The organism is Metallibacterium sp. (genome assembly GCF_054637675.1).
The window spans coordinates 88,768-109,285 of record NZ_JBTSRB010000004.1 but is presented as its reverse complement, the minus strand read 5'-3'; the positions used below and the strand labels follow the sequence as shown (position 1 = coordinate 109,285).

The 20,518-nt window shown below is 67.1% G+C and carries 22 protein-coding genes, 1 other RNA gene and 1 pseudogene; 10 read left to right on the top strand and 14 right to left on the bottom strand.

The features are described 5' to 3' along the window. Positions 1 to 37 precede the first annotated feature (37 nt). From ACYDAT_RS02685 to rpiA, 6 genes are all read left to right on the top strand, one after another. The gene (locus tag ACYDAT_RS02685; RefSeq protein ID WP_297899598.1) at positions 38 to 268 is read left to right on the top strand and encodes a TIGR02449 family protein; all 231 of its coding nucleotides are present in this window, start codon (positions 38 to 40) and stop codon (positions 266 to 268) included. Between the two features lie 4 nt (positions 269 to 272). Then, complete coding sequence (locus tag ACYDAT_RS02680; RefSeq protein ID WP_297922161.1) at positions 273 to 566, top strand: cell division protein ZapA; 294 nt, start codon at positions 273 to 275, stop codon at positions 564 to 566. A 53-nt stretch (positions 567 to 619) separates the two neighbouring features. Then, positions 620 to 809, top strand: a non-coding RNA gene (ssrS, locus tag ACYDAT_RS02675) — 6S RNA. Between the two features lie 13 nt (positions 810 to 822). Next, positions 823 to 1,458, top strand: coding sequence for a 5-formyltetrahydrofolate cyclo-ligase (locus ACYDAT_RS02670; protein ID WP_461448411.1), 636 nt, complete (start codon positions 823 to 825; stop codon positions 1,456 to 1,458). Beyond that, positions 1,443 to 1,907, top strand: a complete 465-nt coding sequence (locus ACYDAT_RS02665; RefSeq protein WP_461448401.1) for an EVE domain-containing protein — start codon at positions 1,443 to 1,445, stop codon at positions 1,905 to 1,907. The genes ACYDAT_RS02670 and ACYDAT_RS02665 overlap by 16 nt, the downstream gene beginning before the upstream one ends. Continuing rightward, on the top strand, positions 1,904 to 2,575 hold the full coding sequence (rpiA, locus tag ACYDAT_RS02660; RefSeq protein ID WP_461448400.1) for a ribose-5-phosphate isomerase RpiA: 672 nt from the start codon (positions 1,904 to 1,906) through the stop codon (positions 2,573 to 2,575). Before ACYDAT_RS02665 ends, rpiA begins: the two co-directional genes overlap by 4 nt. Positions 2,576 to 2,585: 10 nt before the next feature. On the opposite strand, the gene ACYDAT_RS02655 is transcribed toward rpiA, so the two are convergent. From ACYDAT_RS02655 to ACYDAT_RS02600, 12 genes are all read right to left on the bottom strand, one after another. Further along, a complete protein-coding gene (locus tag ACYDAT_RS02655; protein ID WP_461448399.1) occupies positions 2,586 to 4,925 on the bottom strand; it encodes a carboxy terminal-processing peptidase in 2,340 nt (779 codons plus the stop codon). 3 nt (positions 4,926 to 4,928) lie between these two features. Then, the gene (gene lipA, locus ACYDAT_RS02650; RefSeq protein WP_461438291.1) at positions 4,929 to 5,918 is read right to left on the bottom strand and encodes a lipoyl synthase; all 990 of its coding nucleotides are present in this window, start codon (positions 5,916 to 5,918) and stop codon (positions 4,929 to 4,931) included. Then, complete coding sequence (gene lipB, locus ACYDAT_RS02645; protein ID WP_461448398.1) at positions 5,915 to 6,595, bottom strand: lipoyl(octanoyl) transferase LipB; 681 nt, start codon at positions 6,593 to 6,595, stop codon at positions 5,915 to 5,917. Before lipB ends, lipA begins: the two co-directional genes overlap by 4 nt. Before the next feature lie 80 nt (positions 6,596 to 6,675). Continuing rightward, complete coding sequence (locus ACYDAT_RS02640; RefSeq protein WP_461448397.1) at positions 6,676 to 6,966, bottom strand: DUF493 family protein; 291 nt, start codon at positions 6,964 to 6,966, stop codon at positions 6,676 to 6,678. Next, complete coding sequence (locus ACYDAT_RS02635) at positions 6,963 to 8,228, bottom strand: D-alanyl-D-alanine carboxypeptidase family protein (protein ID WP_461448396.1); 1,266 nt, start codon at positions 8,226 to 8,228, stop codon at positions 6,963 to 6,965. The genes ACYDAT_RS02640 and ACYDAT_RS02635 overlap by 4 nt, the downstream gene beginning before the upstream one ends. A 20-nt stretch (positions 8,229 to 8,248) precedes the next feature. After that, complete coding sequence (locus ACYDAT_RS02630) at positions 8,249 to 9,109, bottom strand: septal ring lytic transglycosylase RlpA family protein (protein ID WP_461448395.1); 861 nt, start codon at positions 9,107 to 9,109, stop codon at positions 8,249 to 8,251. After that, entirely contained in the window at positions 9,106 to 10,215 is a 1,110-nt protein-coding gene (gene mltB, locus ACYDAT_RS02625; RefSeq protein WP_461448394.1) for a lytic murein transglycosylase B, read from the bottom strand. The genes ACYDAT_RS02630 and mltB overlap by 4 nt, the downstream gene beginning before the upstream one ends. 104 nt (positions 10,216 to 10,319) lie before the next feature. After that, the gene (gene rodA / locus ACYDAT_RS02620; RefSeq protein WP_461448393.1) at positions 10,320 to 11,432 is read right to left on the bottom strand and encodes a rod shape-determining protein RodA; all 1,113 of its coding nucleotides are present in this window, start codon (positions 11,430 to 11,432) and stop codon (positions 10,320 to 10,322) included. A gap of 10 nt (positions 11,433 to 11,442) precedes the next feature. Next, positions 11,443 to 13,467: a penicillin-binding protein 2 gene (gene mrdA / locus ACYDAT_RS02615; protein WP_461448392.1), complete on the bottom strand. Its 2,025-nt coding sequence runs from the start codon at positions 13,465 to 13,467 to the stop codon at positions 11,443 to 11,445. Further along, entirely contained in the window at positions 13,464 to 13,955 is a 492-nt protein-coding gene (mreD, locus tag ACYDAT_RS02610) for a rod shape-determining protein MreD (RefSeq protein WP_461438283.1), read from the bottom strand. The genes mrdA and mreD overlap by 4 nt, the downstream gene beginning before the upstream one ends. Further along, positions 13,952 to 14,917: a rod shape-determining protein MreC gene (gene mreC / locus ACYDAT_RS02605; RefSeq protein ID WP_461438282.1), complete on the bottom strand. Its 966-nt coding sequence runs from the start codon at positions 14,915 to 14,917 to the stop codon at positions 13,952 to 13,954. The genes mreD and mreC overlap by 4 nt, the downstream gene beginning before the upstream one ends. 20 nt (positions 14,918 to 14,937) lie before the next feature. Then, a complete protein-coding gene (locus ACYDAT_RS02600; protein ID WP_081126542.1) occupies positions 14,938 to 15,984 on the bottom strand; it encodes a rod shape-determining protein in 1,047 nt (348 codons plus the stop codon). Between the two features lie 177 nt (positions 15,985 to 16,161). Here ACYDAT_RS02600 and ACYDAT_RS02595 point away from each other — a divergent pair, with 177 nt between their 5' ends. The 3 genes from ACYDAT_RS02595 to ACYDAT_RS02585 all read left to right on the top strand — a co-directional run bounded on the left by ACYDAT_RS02595 (position 16,162) and on the right by ACYDAT_RS02585 (position 17,827). Further along, entirely contained in the window at positions 16,162 to 17,097 is a 936-nt protein-coding gene (locus tag ACYDAT_RS02595; protein ID WP_461448391.1) for a carbohydrate kinase family protein, read from the top strand. A 132-nt stretch (positions 17,098 to 17,229) separates the two neighbouring features. After that, a complete protein-coding gene (locus ACYDAT_RS02590) occupies positions 17,230 to 17,526 on the top strand; it encodes a type II toxin-antitoxin system RelE/ParE family toxin (RefSeq protein ID WP_461441428.1) in 297 nt (98 codons plus the stop codon). 1 nt (position 17,527) lies between these two features. Beyond that, positions 17,528 to 17,827: an addiction module antidote protein gene (locus ACYDAT_RS02585; RefSeq protein ID WP_461448390.1), complete on the top strand. Its 300-nt coding sequence runs from the start codon at positions 17,528 to 17,530 to the stop codon at positions 17,825 to 17,827. An 83-nt stretch (positions 17,828 to 17,910) separates the two neighbouring features. On the opposite strand, the gene serA is transcribed toward ACYDAT_RS02585, so the two are convergent. Together serA and ACYDAT_RS02575 are read right to left on the bottom strand one after the other, a co-directional pair. Next, positions 17,911 to 19,140, bottom strand: coding sequence for a phosphoglycerate dehydrogenase (serA, locus tag ACYDAT_RS02580; RefSeq protein WP_461438307.1), 1,230 nt, complete (start codon positions 19,138 to 19,140; stop codon positions 17,911 to 17,913). Positions 19,141 to 19,266: 126 nt separating this feature from the next. After that, positions 19,267 to 19,797: pseudogene (locus ACYDAT_RS02575) on the bottom strand (HAD-IB family phosphatase); the annotation flags it as partial. A 252-nt stretch (positions 19,798 to 20,049) separates the two neighbouring features. Between ACYDAT_RS02575 and ACYDAT_RS02570 the strand changes: the two are divergent. Further along, positions 20,050 to 20,502 (top strand): hypothetical protein, encoded by a 453-nt coding sequence (locus ACYDAT_RS02570; RefSeq protein ID WP_461448389.1) that lies wholly within the window; start codon positions 20,050 to 20,052, stop codon positions 20,500 to 20,502. Positions 20,503 to 20,518 lie beyond the last annotated feature (16 nt).

Genomic DNA, 20,518 nt, shown 5'->3' with positions numbered 1-20,518 from the left:
TCCCATCCACGTACGGTCAACCTGCTAAAGTTGCGCCATGCCGCCCGCCGATCCGATCCGCGCCGAACTGGAAACCCTGCACGCGCTGGTCGAGCGTGCGCTGCAACAGCAGCACCGCCTGGCGGATGAAAACCGCAGCCTGCGCCACAGCCAGGAACAGCTCGCCACGGATCGCGCCAGTCTGGTGGCGCGCAACGATACGGCGCGCACGCGCATTGAAGCGATGATCCAGCGCCTGCGCGCGCTGGAGCAGCCACCGCAGGCGTGAATCGATGAGCACTGTCCCGGTCACCGTCCGCCTGCTCGACCGCGAGTTTCTGGTCAGCTGCACCGAGGAAGAACGCACCGGCCTCGCTGCCGCGGCCAACCTGCTTGATCAGAAAATGCGCGAACTGCGTGGCGCGACCCGTACCGTCGGTTTTGATCGCATCGCGGTGCTCGCGGCACTGAGCCTGACCCACGACCTGGTGCAGTTACGCGAGCGCCACGCCGAGCGCGAGCGCGAGCTGGCGCACAGCCTCGGGCTGCTGCGGCGCAAGCTGGAAGCGGCGCTGCCGGATAGCTGAGTACGCCTCGCGAAAACGCCCAATATCTGTCGGCACTGCTAGAATCCCGGGTGCGTTCCCTGCGGTGTCCGACAGCACGCTATTAGCATTTGCCTTGCTCCTGTTGAACGACCCCGGGTCGGTAAAATGGCTTCCCCATGTGCATGTCCGCCACGCGCGGAAAGCCTGAACGGTCGCCTGAGCCCTCCCACCTGATCCCTGGGATCAAGGTCGCCTGGCGTGCACCGGCATCGCGGAGAACGCACCCTTGCCTTTCATGCCACCCGAAAACCTCGACGCGCGCCGAACCTTGCGCCACCTCATGCGCGCACGCCGTGCCGCGCTGCCCGCGCGCCAACGCCTGGATGCTGGCAATGCGCTCGCGCAACAGCTCGCGTTGTTGCCGATCATGGAATCCGCGCAAACACTGGCCGGTTATTTTGCCTGTACCGGCGAGTTGCCGCTGCACGAGGTGCCCGGGCTGTGTCGCGCGCGCGATCTCGACTACCTGCTGCCGGTGCTGGGACGTGGCCGCGGCCTACGCTTTGCGCGCTGGCAGACCGGCGCCAGCCTGCTGAGCAACCGCTACGGCATCCCCGAGCCCGATGTCGCAGAGGCCGAACTGCTGGCACCCGAGCACCTTGATATCGTGCTGGTGCCGCTGCTCGCTTTCGAGCGCGGCGGCACGCGCCTCGGCAGCGGTGGCGGCTTTTACGATGCCAGTTTTGCCATGCTGCAGCGCGTGCGGCGACCGGCGCGTCCGTGGCTGTGCGGTGTGGCTTATGCTTTCCAGGAAGTCGACAGCGCTCATCCGGCCCTGCAGGCGCAGCCTTGGGACGTGCGCCTCGATGCCGTGCTGACCGATCGCGAAACCATCCTCTGTGCGCAGGATCCGGCATGCACTACTGGCTGATGAAATCCGAACCCGAGACGTTCTCGATCGACGATCTCGCGCGCAAAGGCAGCGAGCCCTGGGACGGCGTGCGCAATTATCAGGCACGCAACTTCATGCGCGATGGCATGCGCGTCGGCGACGGCGTGCTGTTCTACCACTCCAACTGCGCCGTGCCCGGCGTGGCCGGGCTGGCCGAGGTCGCCAGCACCGCCTATCCCGATCCCAGCCAGTTCCAGCCGCGCAATCCACACTATGACCCCGACAGCCCGCGCGATGCGCCGCGCTGGTGGCTGGTGGACGTGCGCTTCGTGCGCAAGCTTGACCGGGTGATCGCGCTGGACACCTTGAAGACCGACGCGCGTCTGGGCGATTTCGCGCTCACCCGCCGCGGCAACCGCCTGTCGGTGCTGCCGGTCAGCGCCGCGCAATGGCGCGTCATCCTCAGCCACGATAAGGACCCCGCATGAATACTGCCGCCACCGATCCCAACGCAGGCAAGCGCGCCGCCGCCGAGGCCGCGCTCAAGGAGGTGCAGGACGACAGCGTCGTCGGCGTCGGCACCGGCTCGACGGTGCGCTTTTTCATCGCGGGCCTGGCACGCATGCGCGCGCGCATCGAGGGCGCGGTGTCCAGCTCCGAGCAGTCCAGCGCGCTGCTGCGCGCGGCCGGTATCCCGGTGCTCGATTTGAACGCGGTCGGACCGATCCCGCTGTACGTGGACGGCGCCGACGAGTGCGACCCGTGGCGACGTCTGATCAAGGGCGGCGGCGCGGCGCTGACGCGCGAGAAGATCGTCGCCGAGGCCGCGCAGCGTTTCGTGTGCATCATCGATCCGAGCAAGTGCGTCGATGTGCTGGGCCGCTTTCCGCTGCCGGTCGAGGTGATCCCGATGGCGCGCAGTCTGGTGGCGCGCGCGCTGGTGCAACTGGGCGGTCAGCCGGTGTGGCGCGACGGCACCACTACCGACAACGGCAACTGGATTCTCGATGTGCACGGACTGCGCATCACCGATCCCGTGGGGCTGGAGCGCGAGATCAACCAGATCCCCGGCGTGGTCAGCGTGGGTTTGTTCGCGCGGCGTCCGGCCGATGTGGTGCTGATCGGCGCCACGCCGATGGCCGATCCGCCGCGCTGAGCGGCCGGCGTCAGCGCAGTGGCGGCACCTCGGCCAGCAGCGGCGGGACATGCCCACCCGGCGGCAACGCAGTGGCCACCAGATGCGGATCACGCTGCAGGAGATAGATCTCGTCACCGAGGATGTGTGCGGCCTCGATCAGCATGGTGTCGGGCTTGTCGTCGCGCTTGCGCTCGCGCGCCAGATCGGCGTGCAGCGGACGCTCGTTGGGCTGCAAACCATCATCGCGGGTGCTGGCCGCGTGCGCTGGCGCGGCAACGGCGGCCGATGCCGCACGCGCCGGCGTGCTGGCCGTGGTCGCGTGCGCCGGCCCCTTGGCGGCGGCCTCGATGGCCTTTTCGCGCGCGCGAAACTGGTCTTGCAGCGCATCCTGCGCCTTGCGTTCGCGCTCGCGCGCGGCGTAGTTCAGCGAGATCGTCTTCTCAGCCTGCAGTTTCTGCACCGCGGCCAGCTCTTCAAGCATCAACTGCCACGCGGGCGATTTGGCCACGCGCGCGTCGTGCTCCGCGAGCAGGGTCGGGATCAGCGGCTGCAAGTCAGCCACCGGCTTGTAGTCTGCCGGCTTGATCTGGCTCCACGGCAGCGGATTGGGGTTGCTGGACTCGCCGAAATCCTTGGGGTTGATGGTCTGCGGGAACACGATGTTCGGGGTCACGCCCTTGAGCTGCGTGGAACCGCCGTCGACGCGAAAGAACTCGGCGATGGTCATGTGCAGATCGCCGAGCTTGGCCTTGGGCTGGTCAGCCATGCGATCGAGATTGACCAGGTTCTGTACCGTGCCCTTACCGTAGGTGTTCTCGCCGATGATCAGCGCGCGGCCATAATCCTGCATCGCCGCGGCGAAAATTTCCGATGCCGAGGCCGAAGCGCGGTTGACCAGCACCGCCAGCGGCCCGTTCCACACGCGCGTCTCGTCGCTGTCCTGCTCCCCGATCTGGCCGTTGCTGTCGCGCACCTGCACGATCGGACCCTTGCCGATGAACAGACCGGACAACTCGATGGCCTCGGTCAGCGAACCGCCGCCGTTGTTGCGCAGGTCCATGACCACGCCGTCGACCTTGTCCTTCTTCAGTTCGACCAGCAACTTGGCCACGTCGCGCGTGGCGCTGCGGTAGTCGGGATCGCCACGGCGGCGCGCGGCGAAGTCCTCGTAGAACGCCGGCAGCGAGATCACGCCGATGCGATAGGTGTGACCATGATCGTGCACGGTGATGATGGACTTCTTGGCGGCCTGCTCCTTGAGGGTCACCTTCTTGCGCACGATGCTGAGGGTCTCGTGCCTAGCATCGGGGCCGGCGTCGCCGGGGATGATCTCGAGACGCACCGTGGTGTCCTTCTTGCCGCGGATCAGCGCGACCACATCGTCGAGGCGCCAGCCGAGCACATCGACCATCGGACATGCACTGCCCTGACCGACACCGACGATGCGGTCACCCACCTGCAGGGGTGAACGCGAAGCCGGGCCACCGGGCAGGACCTGGCGGATGGTGGTGTAGTCGCCACGCCGTTCCAATTCGGCGCCAATGCCGTCCAGCGACAGGTTCATGGAGATGTCGAAGTTCTCGCTGGCGCGCGGTCCGAAGTAATTGGTGTGCGGATCGTTGGCCATGGCATAGGCGTTGAGGAACATCGAGAACACGTCCTCGCTGTCCAGCTCGCGCAAGCTATCGAGGTAATTCAGGTAGCGCTTGTCCAGCACGGTGCGGATGTCGGCGTCGCTCTTGCCGGCCAGCTTCAGGCGCAGCCAGTCGTTCATCACGCGCTCGCGCCAGATCGTGTCCAGCGCGGTGTCGTCGGCGGCCCAGGGCGCGTGCTCGCGGTCAACCTCGTAGTTGAGGTTCTGGTTGAAATCGAAGCCGCCCTTCTTGATCAGCGCCTCGGCGTAGGCCACGCGTGCGGTGACGCTTTTCTCGAAGACGTTGAACATGGCGAATGGGCCGCTGAGATCGCCGCTCCAGATCGCGCCGTCGAGGTGATCCTCGATCGGCTTGAAGCTGGCCAGATCCTGCGCGGTGAAGTACATCTTGTCGGGATCGAGCGCGTCGATGTAACCCTTGAACACGCGCTGCGCCATGCTGGCGTCCAGCGGCAACGCTTCATACGAGTAGCGCGTCAGCAGGCGCGCGGTGAGCTGGGTGACCTCGCTCTGTGTCGCGTTGGGCTGCAGCGGACGCAATGCGCCCGCGCCCTGATGCACGCGCACGGGCAGCTTGCACGCCGCGGACGTGGCCGCCACCGGGATGGGCGCGGCGCTGGTGGCGGGTGCGGGAGCGGCCAGGGCCGGAACCGCCGCGAACAGGACAAAACTCAGGCCCAGCAGGGTGGGCAGCAAGCGCCGGATGCTCGGCATGGGTCAATCGGCCTCGTGGTAGCCGGCGGCATGGGCCTGCGCATCGGCGTGATAGGAAGAACGCACCAGCGGCCCGCTGGCGACATGTTTGAAGCCCAGCGCCATGCCGGCTTCGTGCAAATCGTTGAACTCGCCCGGCGTCCAGTAGCGCAGCACCGGGTGATGGTGCGGCGAAGGCTGCAAGTACTGGCCAATGGTGACCATATCCACGTCATGCCGACGTAAATCCGCCAGCGTGCCGAGCACCTGATCGCGGGTTTCACCCAGACCCAGCATGATGCCGCTCTTGGTCGGGATGTCGGCGTGCTGCGCCTTGAAGTGCCTGAGCAGATCCAGCGACCACTGATAGTCGGCGCCAGGACGCACCTCGCGGTACAGATCGGGTACGGTTTCGAGATTGTGGTTGAACACGTCCGGCGGCGCCTCGGCCAGTACCGCCAGCGCGCGCTGCATGCGCCCCTTGCCGCGGAAATCGGGGGTGAGGATTTCGATTTGCAGGCTCGGACTGGCGGCGCGCGCGGCGCGGATGCAGGCGGCGAAGTGCGCGGCGCCGCCGTCGGGCAGGTCATCGCGATCGACCGAGGTGATCACCACGTAGCGCAAACCCATGTCGGCGATGGTGGCGGCCAGACGGGCCGGCTCCAGCGCATCGGGCGGCCTGGGCCGACCGTGCGCGACATCGCAGAACGAGCAGCGTCGCGTGCACACCTCGCCGAGGATCATGAACGTGGCGGTACCCTTGCTGAAGCACTCGTGGATGTTGGGGCACGAGGCTTCCTCGCACACCGTCACCAGCGCGCTCTCGCGCAGGCGCGACTTGAGCCGCTGCACGGCGTTGCCTTGCGGCAGGCGCACGCGAATCCACGCCGGCTTGCGCAGTGTTTGCGCGGGGGCGAACGCGGCGCGGTTGGCGGCGATCTTGTCCGCGCCGAGCAGGGCCTGGCCTTCGACCAGTCCGGATTCGACGCGCGCGGGGAAGATTTTTTCGCTCATGGCTCCACAGATTCCGGCGCGGACGCCAGCTCGGGCAGGATGGGGGAGGCCGCGCAAGGACGCAAGCTGAACTGACGGCCTAGTTGCTCGATCAATACATCTTCGACCGCTTCGATCGAACCGGGTCCGCCCAGATCGGCCACCTGGGTCACCGCCAGACCGGCATAGCCGCAGGGGTTGATACGCTGGAACGGCTGCAGATCCATGCTCACGTTGAACGCCAGTCCGTGAAACGTGCAGCCGTGGCGCACGCGTAGCCCCAGCGCGCCGATCTTGGCGTCGGCCACGTACACGCCGGGCGCGCCGGCGCGGCGCGCGGCGTGAATGTCCCAAGTGTCCAGGGTGTCGATGATGGCCTGCTCGATGCGCTGCACCAGCTCGCGCACGCCGATGCCGAGACGGCGCAGGTCCAGCAGCGGATAAGCGACGATTTGTCCGGGTCCGTGATAGGTCACCTGACCGCCGCGTTCGACCGCGATCACCGGGATGTCGCCCGGCGCCAGCACGTGCTCCATGCGCCCGGCCTGCCCCAGGGTGAACACCGGATCGTGCTGCAGCACCCACAATTCGTCCACGGTGTCCGGCCCGCGCGCATCGGTGAATGCGCGCATGGCGTGCCACACCGGCGCATAGGGGCGGCGTCCAAGACGGCGGACAAGGAGGTTTTGATCGCTCATGGGCTGATTCGCCCCGGCGCGGCCGCGGCGAATGGGCGATTGTAACGGCTGCAGCTCATGGACGCGCACGAACCCATGTTTCAAAGCGTGTAGCGGATGTCCGGATCGGCGCGCAGCACCGCGTGCGCGCGCTCGTAGTCATCGCGTGAGGCGGCCACGAAGCGCATGCGCACCGCCACGTATTGACCGCCGCTGGAGGGGCGCACGCTGAGCGAACCATCGATCACCCGCAGACCGGCCTCGTGGCGCAGCAGGCTGGGCACGCGCGCCTCCAGTCCGAGGTCGGCGCGGCCCATGGCCGCGATCTCGAACTCGCCGGGAAAACTGAAGCCTTCGCCCGGCAGCAGCGCGCGGTCCGGCGGCAGGCTCATGGCTTGGCCGCGGCGGCCGGCGCTGGCGCGGCGGGCTTGGCCTTGTCGCCCGCCCACCACAGCCGCAGGCTGTCCCATGCGCGACCGAAGAAGCCGGCCTCGGGCACGGCTTTCAAGGCCACCAGCGGCGCTTGCGCCAGCACCTTGCCATCGAGGCTGATGCTGAGCGTGCCGATGCGCTGGCCCTGCCTGAACGGTGCGATCAGCGTCGCCGGAATGTCCATGTTGGCCTTCAGGTCGTGATAGTGGCCGCGCGGAATGGTGACCTCCACCGCCTGCGTCACGCCCACCGGCAGCGTATCGCTGACGCCCTTCCACACCGCCGGCGCAGCCAGCGCTTGATTGGCCTTGTACAGCGTGCGCGTGGTGAAGAAGCGGAAGCCGTAATTCAGCAGCGCCTCGTCCTGGTTGGCCGCGTCGCTGAGGCTCTTGGTTTTCATCACCACGCCGATCAGACGCTGGCCGTTGCGCTCGGCCGAGGCCACCAGACAGAAACCCGCCTCGGCGGTGCTGCCGGTCTTCAAGCCGTCCACCGACGGGTCGCGCCACAGCAGCGCGTTGCGGTTCCACTGCTTGATGCCATCGATGGTGTAGTTCGGAATCTTGTACACGTAGTAGTACTGCGGGAAATCGTGGATCAGCGCGCGCGCCAGCAAGGCCAGATCGTAGGCCGTGACGTAGAGATCCGGCTTCGGATAACCGCTGGCGTCGGAGTAGTGCGTGTCCTTCATGCCCAGGCGCTGCGCATAGGCGTTCATCAACTGCACGAATGCGCCCTCGGTGCCGGCGACGTGCTCGGCCAGGGCGATGGCGGCATCGTTGCCGGACTGCACGATCATGCCCTTGTACACCTCGGACAAGGGGTAGTAGTGATGCAGCTTGAGAAAGCTGGTGGAACCGTCGGTACCAGCGCCGCCCTTGGCCCAGGCGTGATCGCTGATGTAGACCTTGTCGTTCCAGTGCACCTTGCCCGAAGCCAGCGCGGCGTCGACCACATAGGCGGTCATCAGCTTGGTCAGCGAGGCCGGTGGCAGGCGCATGTGCATGTCGTGGTGCGCGATCAACTGCCCGGTCTGGTAATCCATCAACACATAGGAAATGGCATCCAGCGCTGGCGGCGGAGGTGTCGGCATCTGCGGCATCGCCACCGTGGGCCGCGGCGGCATGGGCAGCGCCGCGTCGGGCACAGGCTGCTGCGCCTGCGCGATGGTCGCGGCAGCAAGCAGCGACAGGGAAGCAAGTGCCAGCAACAGGGAGCGCATGGATTTCATCGACGATGGACTCAGGGTGATTGTGTCGGGATGGTGACTTGCAGCGTCGGCAGGCCCAGGTCATGGACACGTGACGCCAAGGCAGCGGCAGCGGCGGCATCCGTCAGTGGACCGAGGCGCACTGCCCAGAAGGTTCGGTCGCGCGCTACGACGCGGCCAATGGTCGCATTGTCCAGCCCGGCCGCGCGCAGTTGAGCCAGCACGCGTTCAGCGTTTGCTTGCTCGGCGAAGGCGCCAACCTGCAGATAGATCTCCGCGCCCCCACTGGCGGGTGCCGGTGAAGGCGCCTGCGTGCCGCCGCCGCAGCGCAGCGCGCGCACGTCGGCGGGATCGTTGGCATCGATGCCCTGCACGCGTACCCTGCCGGTGCCGGCCTGCCAGATGCCCAGCCGGATCGCGGCCACGTAGGACAGATCAATGATGCGCCCGGCCACGAACGGCCCGCGATCGTTGACGCGCACGATCACGCACTTGCCGTTGTCGAGATTGGTCACGCGCGCATAGCTGGGGATGGGCAGCACCTTGCTGGCGGCGGTGAATTTGTACATGTCGTAGGGCTCGAGGCTGGAGGTCAGATAGCCCTGAAACTTGGTGCCGTACCACGACGCGATGCCGGTGGCGTCATAGCTGCGCGCGCTTTCGAGCACGTGATAAGTGCGCCCGTTGACCACGTAGCTGGAGGCATTGCCATAGCGCGACAGCGGCTCGGGGCGCGGCACCGGCATGGGAATGTTCGCCACATCCGGCAACGGCCCGGACGGCGCGCCGTCGTGCCGCCGCGCATAATCCTGGCCGCCGCGCGGCGGCGACGAGGCGCAGCCGGCCAGCAGCAGGATCAAAACCAGCGTGGCCAGCGCGAGGCACTGCCTCAAGGCGCGGCTCCGTCCGCATGCGCGCCCGCAGCGATGGCCGCGGCCAACTGCGTCACCGCCAGCGCATACAGGGCGCTGCTGTTGTAGCGCGTGATCACCTGGAAATTGCCGAAAGTAAGCCAGTACTCGGGGCCATTCACGCCCTGCACCGTGAGCAGGGTCGCCGCGCGATCGGACGCCACCGCCGCGCTGGGCGTGTAACCGCGCGCCGCCAGCTGCGCCACGCTGTAGATCGGCTCGCTGCGTTCGACCCTGGGGGCTTCCGCCTGCGCGGATGCCTGCGCCGGCAGGGCGATCGGCGCACCGCGTTCCCAACCGTGCCGCGCCAGATAGTTCGCCGTGCTGGCGAGGATGTCGGGCAGCGAGCTCCACAGGTTCACGCGCCCGTCGGCGGCGGCGCTCACGCCATAGTGCGCGAAGCTCGTCGGCATGAACTGGCACCAGCCCATGGCGCCGGCGTAGGAGCCGCGCAGTTCGGCGCGCGGGCCGGGCAGCGCGCTGCGCGGCAGGCTCAGGAACACGCCCAGTTCCTTCTGGAAAAACGCCGCGCGCGGCGGATAGTGAAACGCCAGCGTGTACAACGCATCGAGTACGCGATAGCCGCCGGTCTGGCGCCCGTAGTAGGTCTCCACGCCGAGGATCGCCACCAGCACCTGCGGCGGCACGCCATACCGCGCGGCAATGCGATCGATCAGCGCGCGATGCGCACGATAGAACGCGATGCCGGCGTCGATGCGCGCCTCACCGAGAAAAATCGGACGGTAATCCTTCCACGGCATGGACTCGGCCGGGTGCGCCATGGCGGCGAGGATCGAGGGCTGCACGCGCGCCTCGGTCAGCAGTTGCTCGATGTGCGCACGATCCAGATCAGGATGCTGGCGCAGCAACTGCGCGACGAATGCCTGCTCGGAGGCGGACGTATCCGCCACGCTGACCGGCGTTGGTGCTGACGCGGACGCGACCGGCGCGGCCGCCGATCCCCCGGTAGTGGACGCGGCCGCCGGTGTCGCGGCCTTGCCGGCCTCGGGCGCCGGCCGCGGCTGCGCCACGCAGCCCGCGCACAACACGACGCAGACCAGCAGCAGAGAGCGAATCGGCGTGGACATCGGTGGCGTGTCGCATCCGTGGCGGCAGCGGTCAGCGTAGCATGCGCGTCCAAGCCTCTCGCCACCCGCGGCGCTACGGTTTCGCAAGCCGGCCGTGACGCCGCTTACTTCATGAACTTGCGGTGTGCGTGGATCGACATCAGCATGCCGAAGCCCGCGAGCAGGCTCACCGCCGAGGTACCGCCGTAACTGACCAGCGGCAAGGGCACGCCGACCACCGGCAGCAGCCCGGTGATCATGCCGCCGTTGACCATGACGTACACGAAAAAGCTCATCGCCAGCGCGCCGCTCAGCAGGCGCGCATAGGTGTCGCGCGCGTTGACCGCGATCCACAGGCTGCGGCCGATGATGAACAGATACAGCGCCAGCAACAGCAGCGCGCCAATCAAGCCGAACTCCTCGCCGACCACGGCGTAGATGAAATCGGTGGTGTGCTCGGGCAGAAACTGCAACTGCGCCTGGGTGCCGCGCATGAAGCCCTTGCCGAATACGCCACCGGAACCCACCGCGATCTCGGATTGAATGACGTGCCAGCCGGTACCCAGCGGATCGGACTCGGGATTGAACAAGGTCAGCACGCGTTCGCGCTGATAGTCGTGCATGAAATGCCAGGCCACCGGCAGCATCAGCAGGACGAAGCCCAGGATCAAACCCATGCGGCGCAGCGACAGCCCGGACAGAAACAACACGAATGCGCCCGCCGCCACGACCAGCAGCGCGGTACCCAGATCCGGCTGTATGGCGATCAATCCCGCCGGCAGCGCGATCAGCAGCAGCACCACGCCCAGATCGCGCCAGCTCGGCGGCAGCGGACGCTGTGCCAGATACCAGGCCGCCATCATCGGCGTGGTCAGCTTGAGCAACTCCGAGGGCTGAAAGCGGACGATGCCCAGGTTGAGCCAACGGTCGGCGCCACGACCCTCGCCCAACACCAGCACCAGCACCAGCAACAAAATACTGAACGCATACAACGCCGGCGACCAGTGCCGGAACTGCATCGGCGGAATGCGCGAAACCACGTACAGCAGCATGAAGCCCAGCACGAAGCGCGCCGCCTGCGCACCGATGGTGCGCCAAGCCAGATCCGCGGCGCTGGACAGGAAGAACAAGCCCATGCCGGCCAGCAGCAGCAGCGCGATCAGCAGCGGCAAGTCCAGCCGCGGCCGCGTCAGCAGGTGGCGCAGAAAAATCTCGATGCGCAGCGCGACGCGGTTCAAGACGACACGCTCACGGCGACATGTTCACGGCCGCTGCGGCGGCACGGTTGAGCACGCTGCTGGCGTGGGGCAGATCCACCGCCGGCGGCACCGGCGCGCTGCTGGCTGCGCCCGCCGGCAGACTCAGCGGCGCCCAGGCCGGCAGGGTGTCTCCCGGCAGCGGCGTATCCGGCAAATGGCGCAAGCGCGCCCAGGCGTCGAACATGTCGCGCACGATCGGCGCGGCGTCGCGACCACCCCAAGCCGCGCGCTCCAGTACCGCCACGCCGGCCACGCGTGGATCGCTGGCCGGGGTGAAGCCGATGAACAAGGCGCGATGGCGCAACGCCAATTCCTGGTTGGTCCGGTCGTTGTGCCAGGTATGCGAAGTACGCGAAAAGATCTCGGCGGTGCCGGTCTTGCCAGCGATGCGGTAGGGGAAGCCCACGTCCAGGCCGCGTGCCGTGCCGCGTGCGCCTTCAACCACCTTGACCATGCCCTGCATCACCGCCTGCCAATCGGCGCGGTGCGCGATCACCGGCGGTCCCGGCGGCGGCACCACCACCGGCTTGATCGGTGCGTCGCTGCCATCTTGCGTGGCCAGCAGCAGGTGCAGGCGCTGCGGCTGGCCAAAATCGGCCAGGGTCGACAGCGCGTTGGCCAGTTGCAGCGGCGTGACCTGCCAGTATCCCTGGCCGATGCCGGAGATCACCGTATCGCCCAGATACCACGGCCGGTGCAGCGTTTTTTGCTTCCACGCGCGCGAGGGCAGCACACCGCTGGCCTCGTGCGGCAGATCGATGCCGCTGGGCTGACCGAAACCGAACCTGGCCATGAAGGCGCTCAGGCGGTCGATGCCCATGTCGTAGGCGAGCTTGTAGAAATACGTATTCACCGACATCTCGATGGCCTGCGCCAGGTCCACCACGCCGACGCCACCGGGCACATCATCGCGATAGCCGCGCGCGCCGGGCAATCCGGGGATGTGCCACTCGCCGACCGAATCGACGGTGTATTGCGGCGTGCGCAGCCCCAGTTCCAATCCGGCCACGGCCTCGAACGGCTTCACCGTCGAGCCCGGCAGGTAGGTGCCATCGGTGACGCGGTTGAGCAGCGGATGGTGCGGATCGTCCAGCAGCGCCTTGTAGTTGGCTTCGCTGATGCCGCCGACGAACAGATTGGGGTCGTAGCTGGGCGAGCTGGCCAGCGCCAGCACTTGCCCGTTGCGCGGGTCCACCGCGACCGCGGCGCCGGCGCGCCCGCGCAACCCCGCGTAGGCGGCGTTTTGCAGGCGCATGTCCAGGGTCAGATAAAGGTTTTTACCCGGCCGCGGCGGCACACGCTCAAGCACGCGTAGCGGACGCTGGTCGGCGTTAACTTCGACCAGTTCATAGCCGGGCACGCCGCGCAGCAGCTTCTCGTACTCGCGCTCGATGCCGGACTTGCCGATCTGGCTCATGTCGGCGTAGGGCGTGCCCTGCAGTTTTTCCGCCTCGCGCTGATCGATGCTGCCGACATACCCCACCACCGATGCGGTCAGCGCGCCTTGGGGGTAGTAGCGACGCAAATAGGGCGCGATCTCGACCCCCGGGAAACGCCAGCGATTGATGGCGAAACGCGCAATCTCGTCCTCGCTGAGGTGATTGCGCAGCGGCACGCTTTGAAAACTGCGCTGCTCCTTCAGCGTCTGGTGAAAGCGGCGCAGATCGTCGCTCGACAGCGGCACCACCGTGGCCAGCGACTTGAGCATCGCCGGCATGTCGTGCACCTGATCGGGCACCACCTCAAGGCGAAAAGCGGGCACGTTTTCGGCCAGCACCACGCCATTGCGATCGAAGATCATGCCGCGCGGCGGCGACAGAAAGCGCACGTGGATGCTGTTGTCGTTGGCGCGCGTCACGAACTCATCGTGGCGCACCACCTGCAGCCAGAAAAAGCGCACGCCCAATCCGACCAGCGCCAGCATGATCAGGGCCAGGCTGAACCATGCGCGCCGGGTGAACTGGCGCTGCTCGTCGCCGCTGTTGCGCAGTACTGGACGCGGTTTGCGCTTCATGACTCACGCGCGCGCATGCGCGCACGCAAACCATCCAGCAGCAGGAACACGAATGGCCACAACGCGGCATCCACCAGCGGCGCGGCCCAGGCCAGCAGCGGCGGCAGCGGCAGCCCGGCAAACGCGCGAATCAACCAGCGCAACAAGCTGTCGTTGAGCAGCAGCAACAGCACCGCCGCGGACTGCTGCACCATCGGGAAAAAGCGCAGGCGCGCGCGAAAACGCTGCGCCAGAAACACGATCACCACCAGCCGCAGTGCCTGATCGCCGAGCAGCGCGCCGGCGAGCACATCGGCCGCCAAACCGGTGATGAAAGCCGTGCCCAAACCGACTCGGTCCGGCGCCTCCAACACCCAATACACCAGCACCAGCGCCGGCCACCACGGCCGCAGCGGCAGCAGCGCCATGGGCAACGGCAGCAACATCAGCAGCAGGCTCAGCACCAGACTGAGGTAGCAGACCCAACGCTGCCAATCGTTGCGCATCATCGCCGTGCTCCGTTGCGCGCGGCCTGTGGCGTCGACGTGTTGTCCATACCCGCAGGCGCCGGTCCGATCAGGCTGGAAGGTGGGCCGGCATCGATGACTGACGCGGGCGGACCCATCGGCTCGGCGAGATCACGCAGCAACAACACCTGATCGCTGCGATCCAGGCGTGCCGCCGGCCGCGCCGCGGCGCGCAGATAATTGCCTGAGCGATCCGCCATAATCGTCACGATGGTGGCCGCGGGAAAACCGGCCGGGAAACGCCCGCCCAGACCCGAGGTAAGCAAGCTGTCGCCGACCTTGATGTCGGCGTTGACCGGCAAGTCGGGCAGGCTGAGTAAATCGCCCGAGCCACTGCCGTAAGCCACCGCGCGCACGCCGCTGCGCGCATCGATCACCGGCAGCGCGCTGCTCGGGTCGGTGACCAGCAGCACCACCGCGGTATTCGGCAGCACTTCGATCACCTGGCCCATCACGCCGTGTGCGTCGACCACGGCCTGCCCCACCCGCACGCCCTGACGTGCGCCCCGATTCAGCACCAGACGCCGCCGATAAGGGTCGAGATCGATATCGATTACACGCGCCAACTGGCCCTGCATGCGCAGCGAATCGGCGGCATCGAGCAGGCGCTTGAGCTGGTCGTTCTGACGCACCAGCGCCTGCATGCGCGCGATGCGCACGTTGGCCAGCAGCAGCGCATCGCGCAACTTGCGATTTTCGCTGCGCAAGCTGGATTGCGCGGCGAGGTTCTCGCGTATGTCACCCAGCCATCGTGCCGGTGCGCCGGCCAGGCGCCAAGCCGGCTCCACCGCCAGCGCCGTCGCACTGCGCACACGCGGCAGCCAGTCGTCGTGGCGGTCCAGCATCATCAATGCCACCGCCAGCAGCAGATAGCCGGCCAGCCGCAGCGTGCCGCCCGCCGAAGCAGCGAACAGGCTGGCCGAACCGTCGCGCGACAGCACCATGGGCCGCGCCGCCTCCGCGCTTATTCGTAGGTGAAGAAGTCGCTGCCGTGCTGGTCGATCAGCTCCAGCGCGCGCCCGCCACCGCGGGCGACACAGGTCAGCGGATCGTCAGCCACGTGCACGTGCAGGCCGGTTTCCTTGGCGATGAGCTTGTCCAGATCGCGCAGCAGCGCACCGCCGCCGGTGAGCACGATGCCGCGCTCGGCCACATCAGAGCACAATTCTGGCGGGGTTTGCTCCAGCGCCGATTTGACCGCCGCGACGATGCCCTGCAGCGGCTCGTGCAGTGCATCCAGCACGTCGTTGGAGTTGAGCGTGAACATGCGCGGCACGCCCTCGGCGAGGTTGCGTCCGGACACCTCAAGCTCCTTGATCTCGGACTGCGGATAGGCGCAGCCCAGCTCGAACTTGATGCGCTCGGCGGTGGCATCGCCGATCAGCGTGCCACGCGTGCGGCGCACGAAGTTGACAATGGCCTCGTCGAAGCGGTCGCCGCCGATGCGCACCGACTGCGAATAGACGATGCCATTGAGCGCGATCACCGCAACCTCGGAGGTGCCGCCGCCGACATCCAGCACCATCGAGCCGCGCGCCTCATGCACCGGCAGGCCGGCGCCGATCGCCGCGGCCATCGGCTCCTCGATCAGGAACACATCGCGCGCTCCGGCGCCTTCGGCCGACTCCTTGATCGCGCGGCGCTCGACCTGGGTCGAACCACAGGGCACGCACACCAGCACGCGCGGACTGGGGCGCAAAAAACGCGTGCGGTGCACCTGCTTGATGAAGTGCTGCAGCATCGCCTCGGTCATGGTGAAGTCGGCGATCACGCCATCCTTCATCGGACGCACGGTGATGATGTTGCCGGGCGTGCGCCCGAGCATGTGCTTGGCCTCGGAACCCACCGCCGCGACGGTGCGTGGGCCGCCGCGGGCGCGATCCTGGCGCATGGCCACTACCGAGGGTTCGTTGAGCACGATGCCCTCGCCACGCACGTAGATCAGCGTGTTGGCGGTACCGAGATCAATCGAGAGGTCATTGGAAAAGAACCCGCGGAATTTCTTGAACATGCGCGCGTGTCCGGCCGGTAGCGGAAAGGGAAGCCCTACAGTGTAGGCGCACACCCTACCCCCGGCAAGAACAAAGGCGTTAAAAAAGCCTTTGCCGACGCGGTTTTGCCCGCGCCGCTGCGGCATGCCGCGCGGCCGCGTTAACATGACCGGCCCATTTGCCTTGTTGGAATCCCGATGCCTGCGCTGATCTGCGGCTCGCTCGCCTACGACACCATCATGGTGTTCCAGGACCAGTTCAAGAACCACATCCTGCCGGACAAGGTGCACATCCTGAATGTGTCTTTTCTGGTGCCGCACATGCGCCGCGAATTCGGCGGTTGCGCCGGCAATATCGCCTACAACCTCAAGCTGCTCGGCGGCGAGCCCATTCCGATGGCCGCGGTCGGTCAGGATTTCGGTCCTTATCGCAAGCATTTCGAGGCCTGCGGCATCCGTCTCGACCAGGTGCGCGAGATCGATGATTTGTTCACCGCGCAGGCGTTCATCACCACCGATCTGGACGACAACCAGATCACCGCCTTTCATCCCGGCGCGATGATGCGCTCGATGGAAAGCCACGTGCGCGATGTGCCCGATGTGAGTTTCGGTATCGTCGCCCCGGATGCGCGCGAGGCCATGCTGCAGCACGCGCGCGAATTTGCCGAGCGCGATGTGCCGTTCATTCTCGACCCGGGTCAGGCGCTGCCGCTGTTCAACGGCGCCGAGTTCCGTGCCTTCATCGAGCAGGCGCAGTACGTCACCGTCAACGACTACGAATCGCAACTGCTGCAGCAGCAGACCGGCTGGAGCGAGCGGCAGATCGCCGAGCGCGTGCGCGCCTACATCGTCACGCGCGGGCCGCGCGGCTCGCTGATCCACACCGCCAAGGGCAGCATCGAGATTCCGCCCGCGCACGAGCGCCGCATCACCGACCCCACCGGCTGCGGCGATGCCTATCGCGCCGGCCTGATTTTTGGCCTGATGCGTGACTGCGACTGGGCCACGGCCGGGCGCATGGCCTCGCTGATGGGCGCGCTGAAAATCGAATACCCCGGCACGCAAAACCAGCGCTTCGGCTATGCCGAGTTCGCCGAGCAGTTCCGCCAGCAGTTCGGCTACGCGCTGGATTGAGGATCCGCCAACAGCGTGCGCGTTGGGCTTGCTGCCCGCCAACCAATTATCGATGCCGCGCTTGCAAAGGCGCCCGCACTGCAGTGGCGAGCTTGAGGATGCGAAGTAGTTTGTAGACTACACTCAACCGTGATGATCGAACTCCGACAGACCGGGGCTTTCAGCACGTGGTGGACCAAGCTCAAGGACGAGCGGGCGCGTGGCTTGATCGCGGCGCGGTTAGATCGCCTCGCCTATGGCCTCGTCGGCGATGTGGAACCGGTCGGGCACGGGATCAGCGAGCTGCGCATCCACAGCGGCCCCGGCTATCGCGTCTATTTTCAGAAGCGGGGCAACACGATCATCGTCCTGCTCTGCGGTGGCGACAAGAGCATGCGGGCCATGGACATCAAAGCGGCGCGGCGACTGGCTACCGAATGGAGTGCATGACATGACTGAAAAACTGACGATCTTTGACCCCGCCGAGGGGTTGGTATCGGACGTTGCCATCGCGTCCTTCATGGGCGATGCGTTCGAGTCAGGGGATGCCGGCTACATCGCCCATGCGCTGGGCGTGGTCGCTCGCGCCAAGGGCATGGCCCAGATTGCCGGCCAGACCGGGCTTTCCCGCGAACAGCTTTACCGCTCGTTTAGCGCGCACGGCAATCCGACGCTCAAGACCACGCTCGCGGTCATGAAGGCTTTGAGCATCGAACTGACGGCCAAGGTGCATGTATCGCACGCGTCATAGAAAACGCGGCCACCATTTCGCCGCCGGGGTTCACTTATGCATTCACTTGCCTGTTTCGCGCCGAGCGCCACGGCTCGCAGCGCTCAGTACAGCACGCGAAAACGCAGCGTGTGTGGCACCGCGCGGATCGCATCGAGCAGCGCCGGCGAGTAATCGCGATCGACATCGGTGATCACGTAGCCGACCTCGGCATCGGTTTTCAGGTACTGGCCGAGGATGTTGGCACCGTGCGCGCTCAGCGCCTCGTTGATGCGCGCCAGCACGCCCGGCTGGTTGGTGTGCAGGTGCACGAAGCGGTGCGCCTGCTCCTGCGGCGGCAGGCGCAGCGCCGGCAGATTGACCACGCCCTCGGTGCTGCCGCCGTCGATGTAATCGGTCAGACGCTGGCCGACGTAGCGGCCGATGTCGGCCTGCGCCTCCAGTGTGCTGCCGCCGATGTGCGGGGTCAGCAGCAGGCGCGGATTTTCGCGTAGCGGATGCGTGAACGGATCGCCGTTGCGCGCGGGCTCCTCTGGGAATACATCCAGTGCGGCGCCGCGCAAATGGCCCGAATCCAGCGCGGCGCGCAGCGCATCCAGATCGGCGACGTGGCCGCGCGCGAGGTTGAGGAACACGCTGCCCGGACGCATCGCGGCGAACTCGGCGGCGCCGAACAGATTGCGGTTCGACGCGCGCCCGTCGACGTGCACGCTGATCGCATCGCTCGCAGCCAGCAATTCGTGCAGCGTGGACACGCGTTGCGCGGTACCCAGCGCCAGGCGCTCGGCCAGGTCGACATACAGCACGCGCATGCCCGCGGCCTCGGCCAGCACCGAAAGCTGCATGCCGATGTTGCCGTAGCCGACGATGCCCAGCGTCTTGCCGCGCACCTCGCGCGCCGCGCCCAGGGACTTGTCCCACACGCCGTGATCCATCTGGCGCAACTTCTCGGGCAGACCGCGCAGCAGCAGGATGATCTCGGCCAGCGCCAGCTCCACCACCGAGCGCGTATTGCTGTAGGGCGCGTTGAACACGGCGATGCCGCGCCGACGCGCGGCGTCCAGATCGATCTGGTTGGTACCGATGCAGAACGCGCCCACGGCCACCAGGCGCTTGGCCTGCGCCAGCGCTGCCGCGGTCAGCCGCGTCTTGGAGCGGATGCCGAGCACCGCCACCTCGCCGATGCGCGCGGCCAGCGCGGCCTCGTCCAACGCGCCGGGCACGGTTTCCACGCTGTAGCCGGCGCGCGCGAAGGCTTCCACTGCGCTGGAGTGGATGTTCTCCAGCAGCAGCACCTTGAGCCGGTTCTTCGGATACGAATGCGCCGCGCGCAGTCCCAGATCGAACAGCACCTCGTCGAAGTTCGGCGCCTCGCGCTCGGCGCGCGCCAGCACCGGCGCGCGCCGCACGTGCTCGGTGTAGGCGTAGAAGCGCTGCACCAGCCCGGCCTCGGCCACCTCCAGATCGCTCCAGCCATCACCGACGAGCACGCACGGCTGCGCCAGCGCCAGCGCGCGCACGGTCTCGACCTTGCCGCCGGCGCGCGCCAGCGCATTGCCTTGCACGCAGCCCAACAGCCGCCCCTGCGCATCGAATTGCAGACGATTGGCATGCACGCGATCGGCGCGCAGGCCCAGTTGCTCGATCACCGGCACGATGAGTTCCTCGAAGCCGCCGCTGAGCACGTGGATGTGCTCGGCATGCGCTTCGAGAAATGCGCGATTGGCGAGAAACGAGGCGCTCAGCGCCTGCTGCAGACGCGCCACGATCGCCGGCAATTGTTCGCGGCGCAGGTCCAGCAGCGCGAGGCGCTCGCTCAGCGCGACGCCGAAATCCATGCGCCCTTCCATCGCCGCAGTGGTCAGTTCACGCAAACGCGCGCGCTTGCGTGCGCCCTCGGTGTCCTCCGGCAGGCACACCTCTGCCATCACCGCAAGTGATTCCGCGGCGACCAAGGTGCTGTCGAAGTCGAGCAGGAAGGTGTATTGCATGGACACGGTGCGGCTCCAGCGGGAAAACCAGCACCCTAGCGCAACCGATGCCGCGGCGCAGCATGCGGCGCCCGATGTGCGCCCGCCCGCGGTTACCAAGCGTTACATCCCGCAACGCCGCGCGCCGCGCGCACCGGACCATGGCGCCTACAGTGAACTCCAGCCGCCGGCGCCACCCCTGTGTCGCGTCCTTCCCCCTCCGGCCGCGCACCGCCGGCGGCATCTTTTCCCGCTTCTGACTGGAGACACATCATGCAACTGCGTAAATCGAAACTCACGCTCGCCTTGGGCGCGCTGCTGGCGCTGGGTCTGGTCGGCGCGGGCGGCTATGCCCTCGCGGCACCGCCAGCACCCGGCATGCAAGGCCCCGGCATGGCCTCTGGCCAAGGTCAGTGGGGCCACGGCGCCTGGGGCCATGGCAAACACGGCCACGGCTGCGGCATGCAAGCACGATTCGCGGCCATGCGCGACATGCGCGTGCTGCAGCATTTGTACCTTGCACAGGGACGACGTGGCGACGCCGAAGCCATGTACCACGATGTGCTGGCGCACACCCAGAACCCCGGCCTGCGCAATTTCGCCTACGGCCAACTGGCGCGTCTGCAGATGATGCCGACCGACACCGGCGCGGCCATCGCCACGCTGCGCAAGGCGCTCAACGAGAACCTGCAGCAGATCAAGCCGCCGCCGGCACCGGCACCCTGAGCCGTGTCCCGCGCGA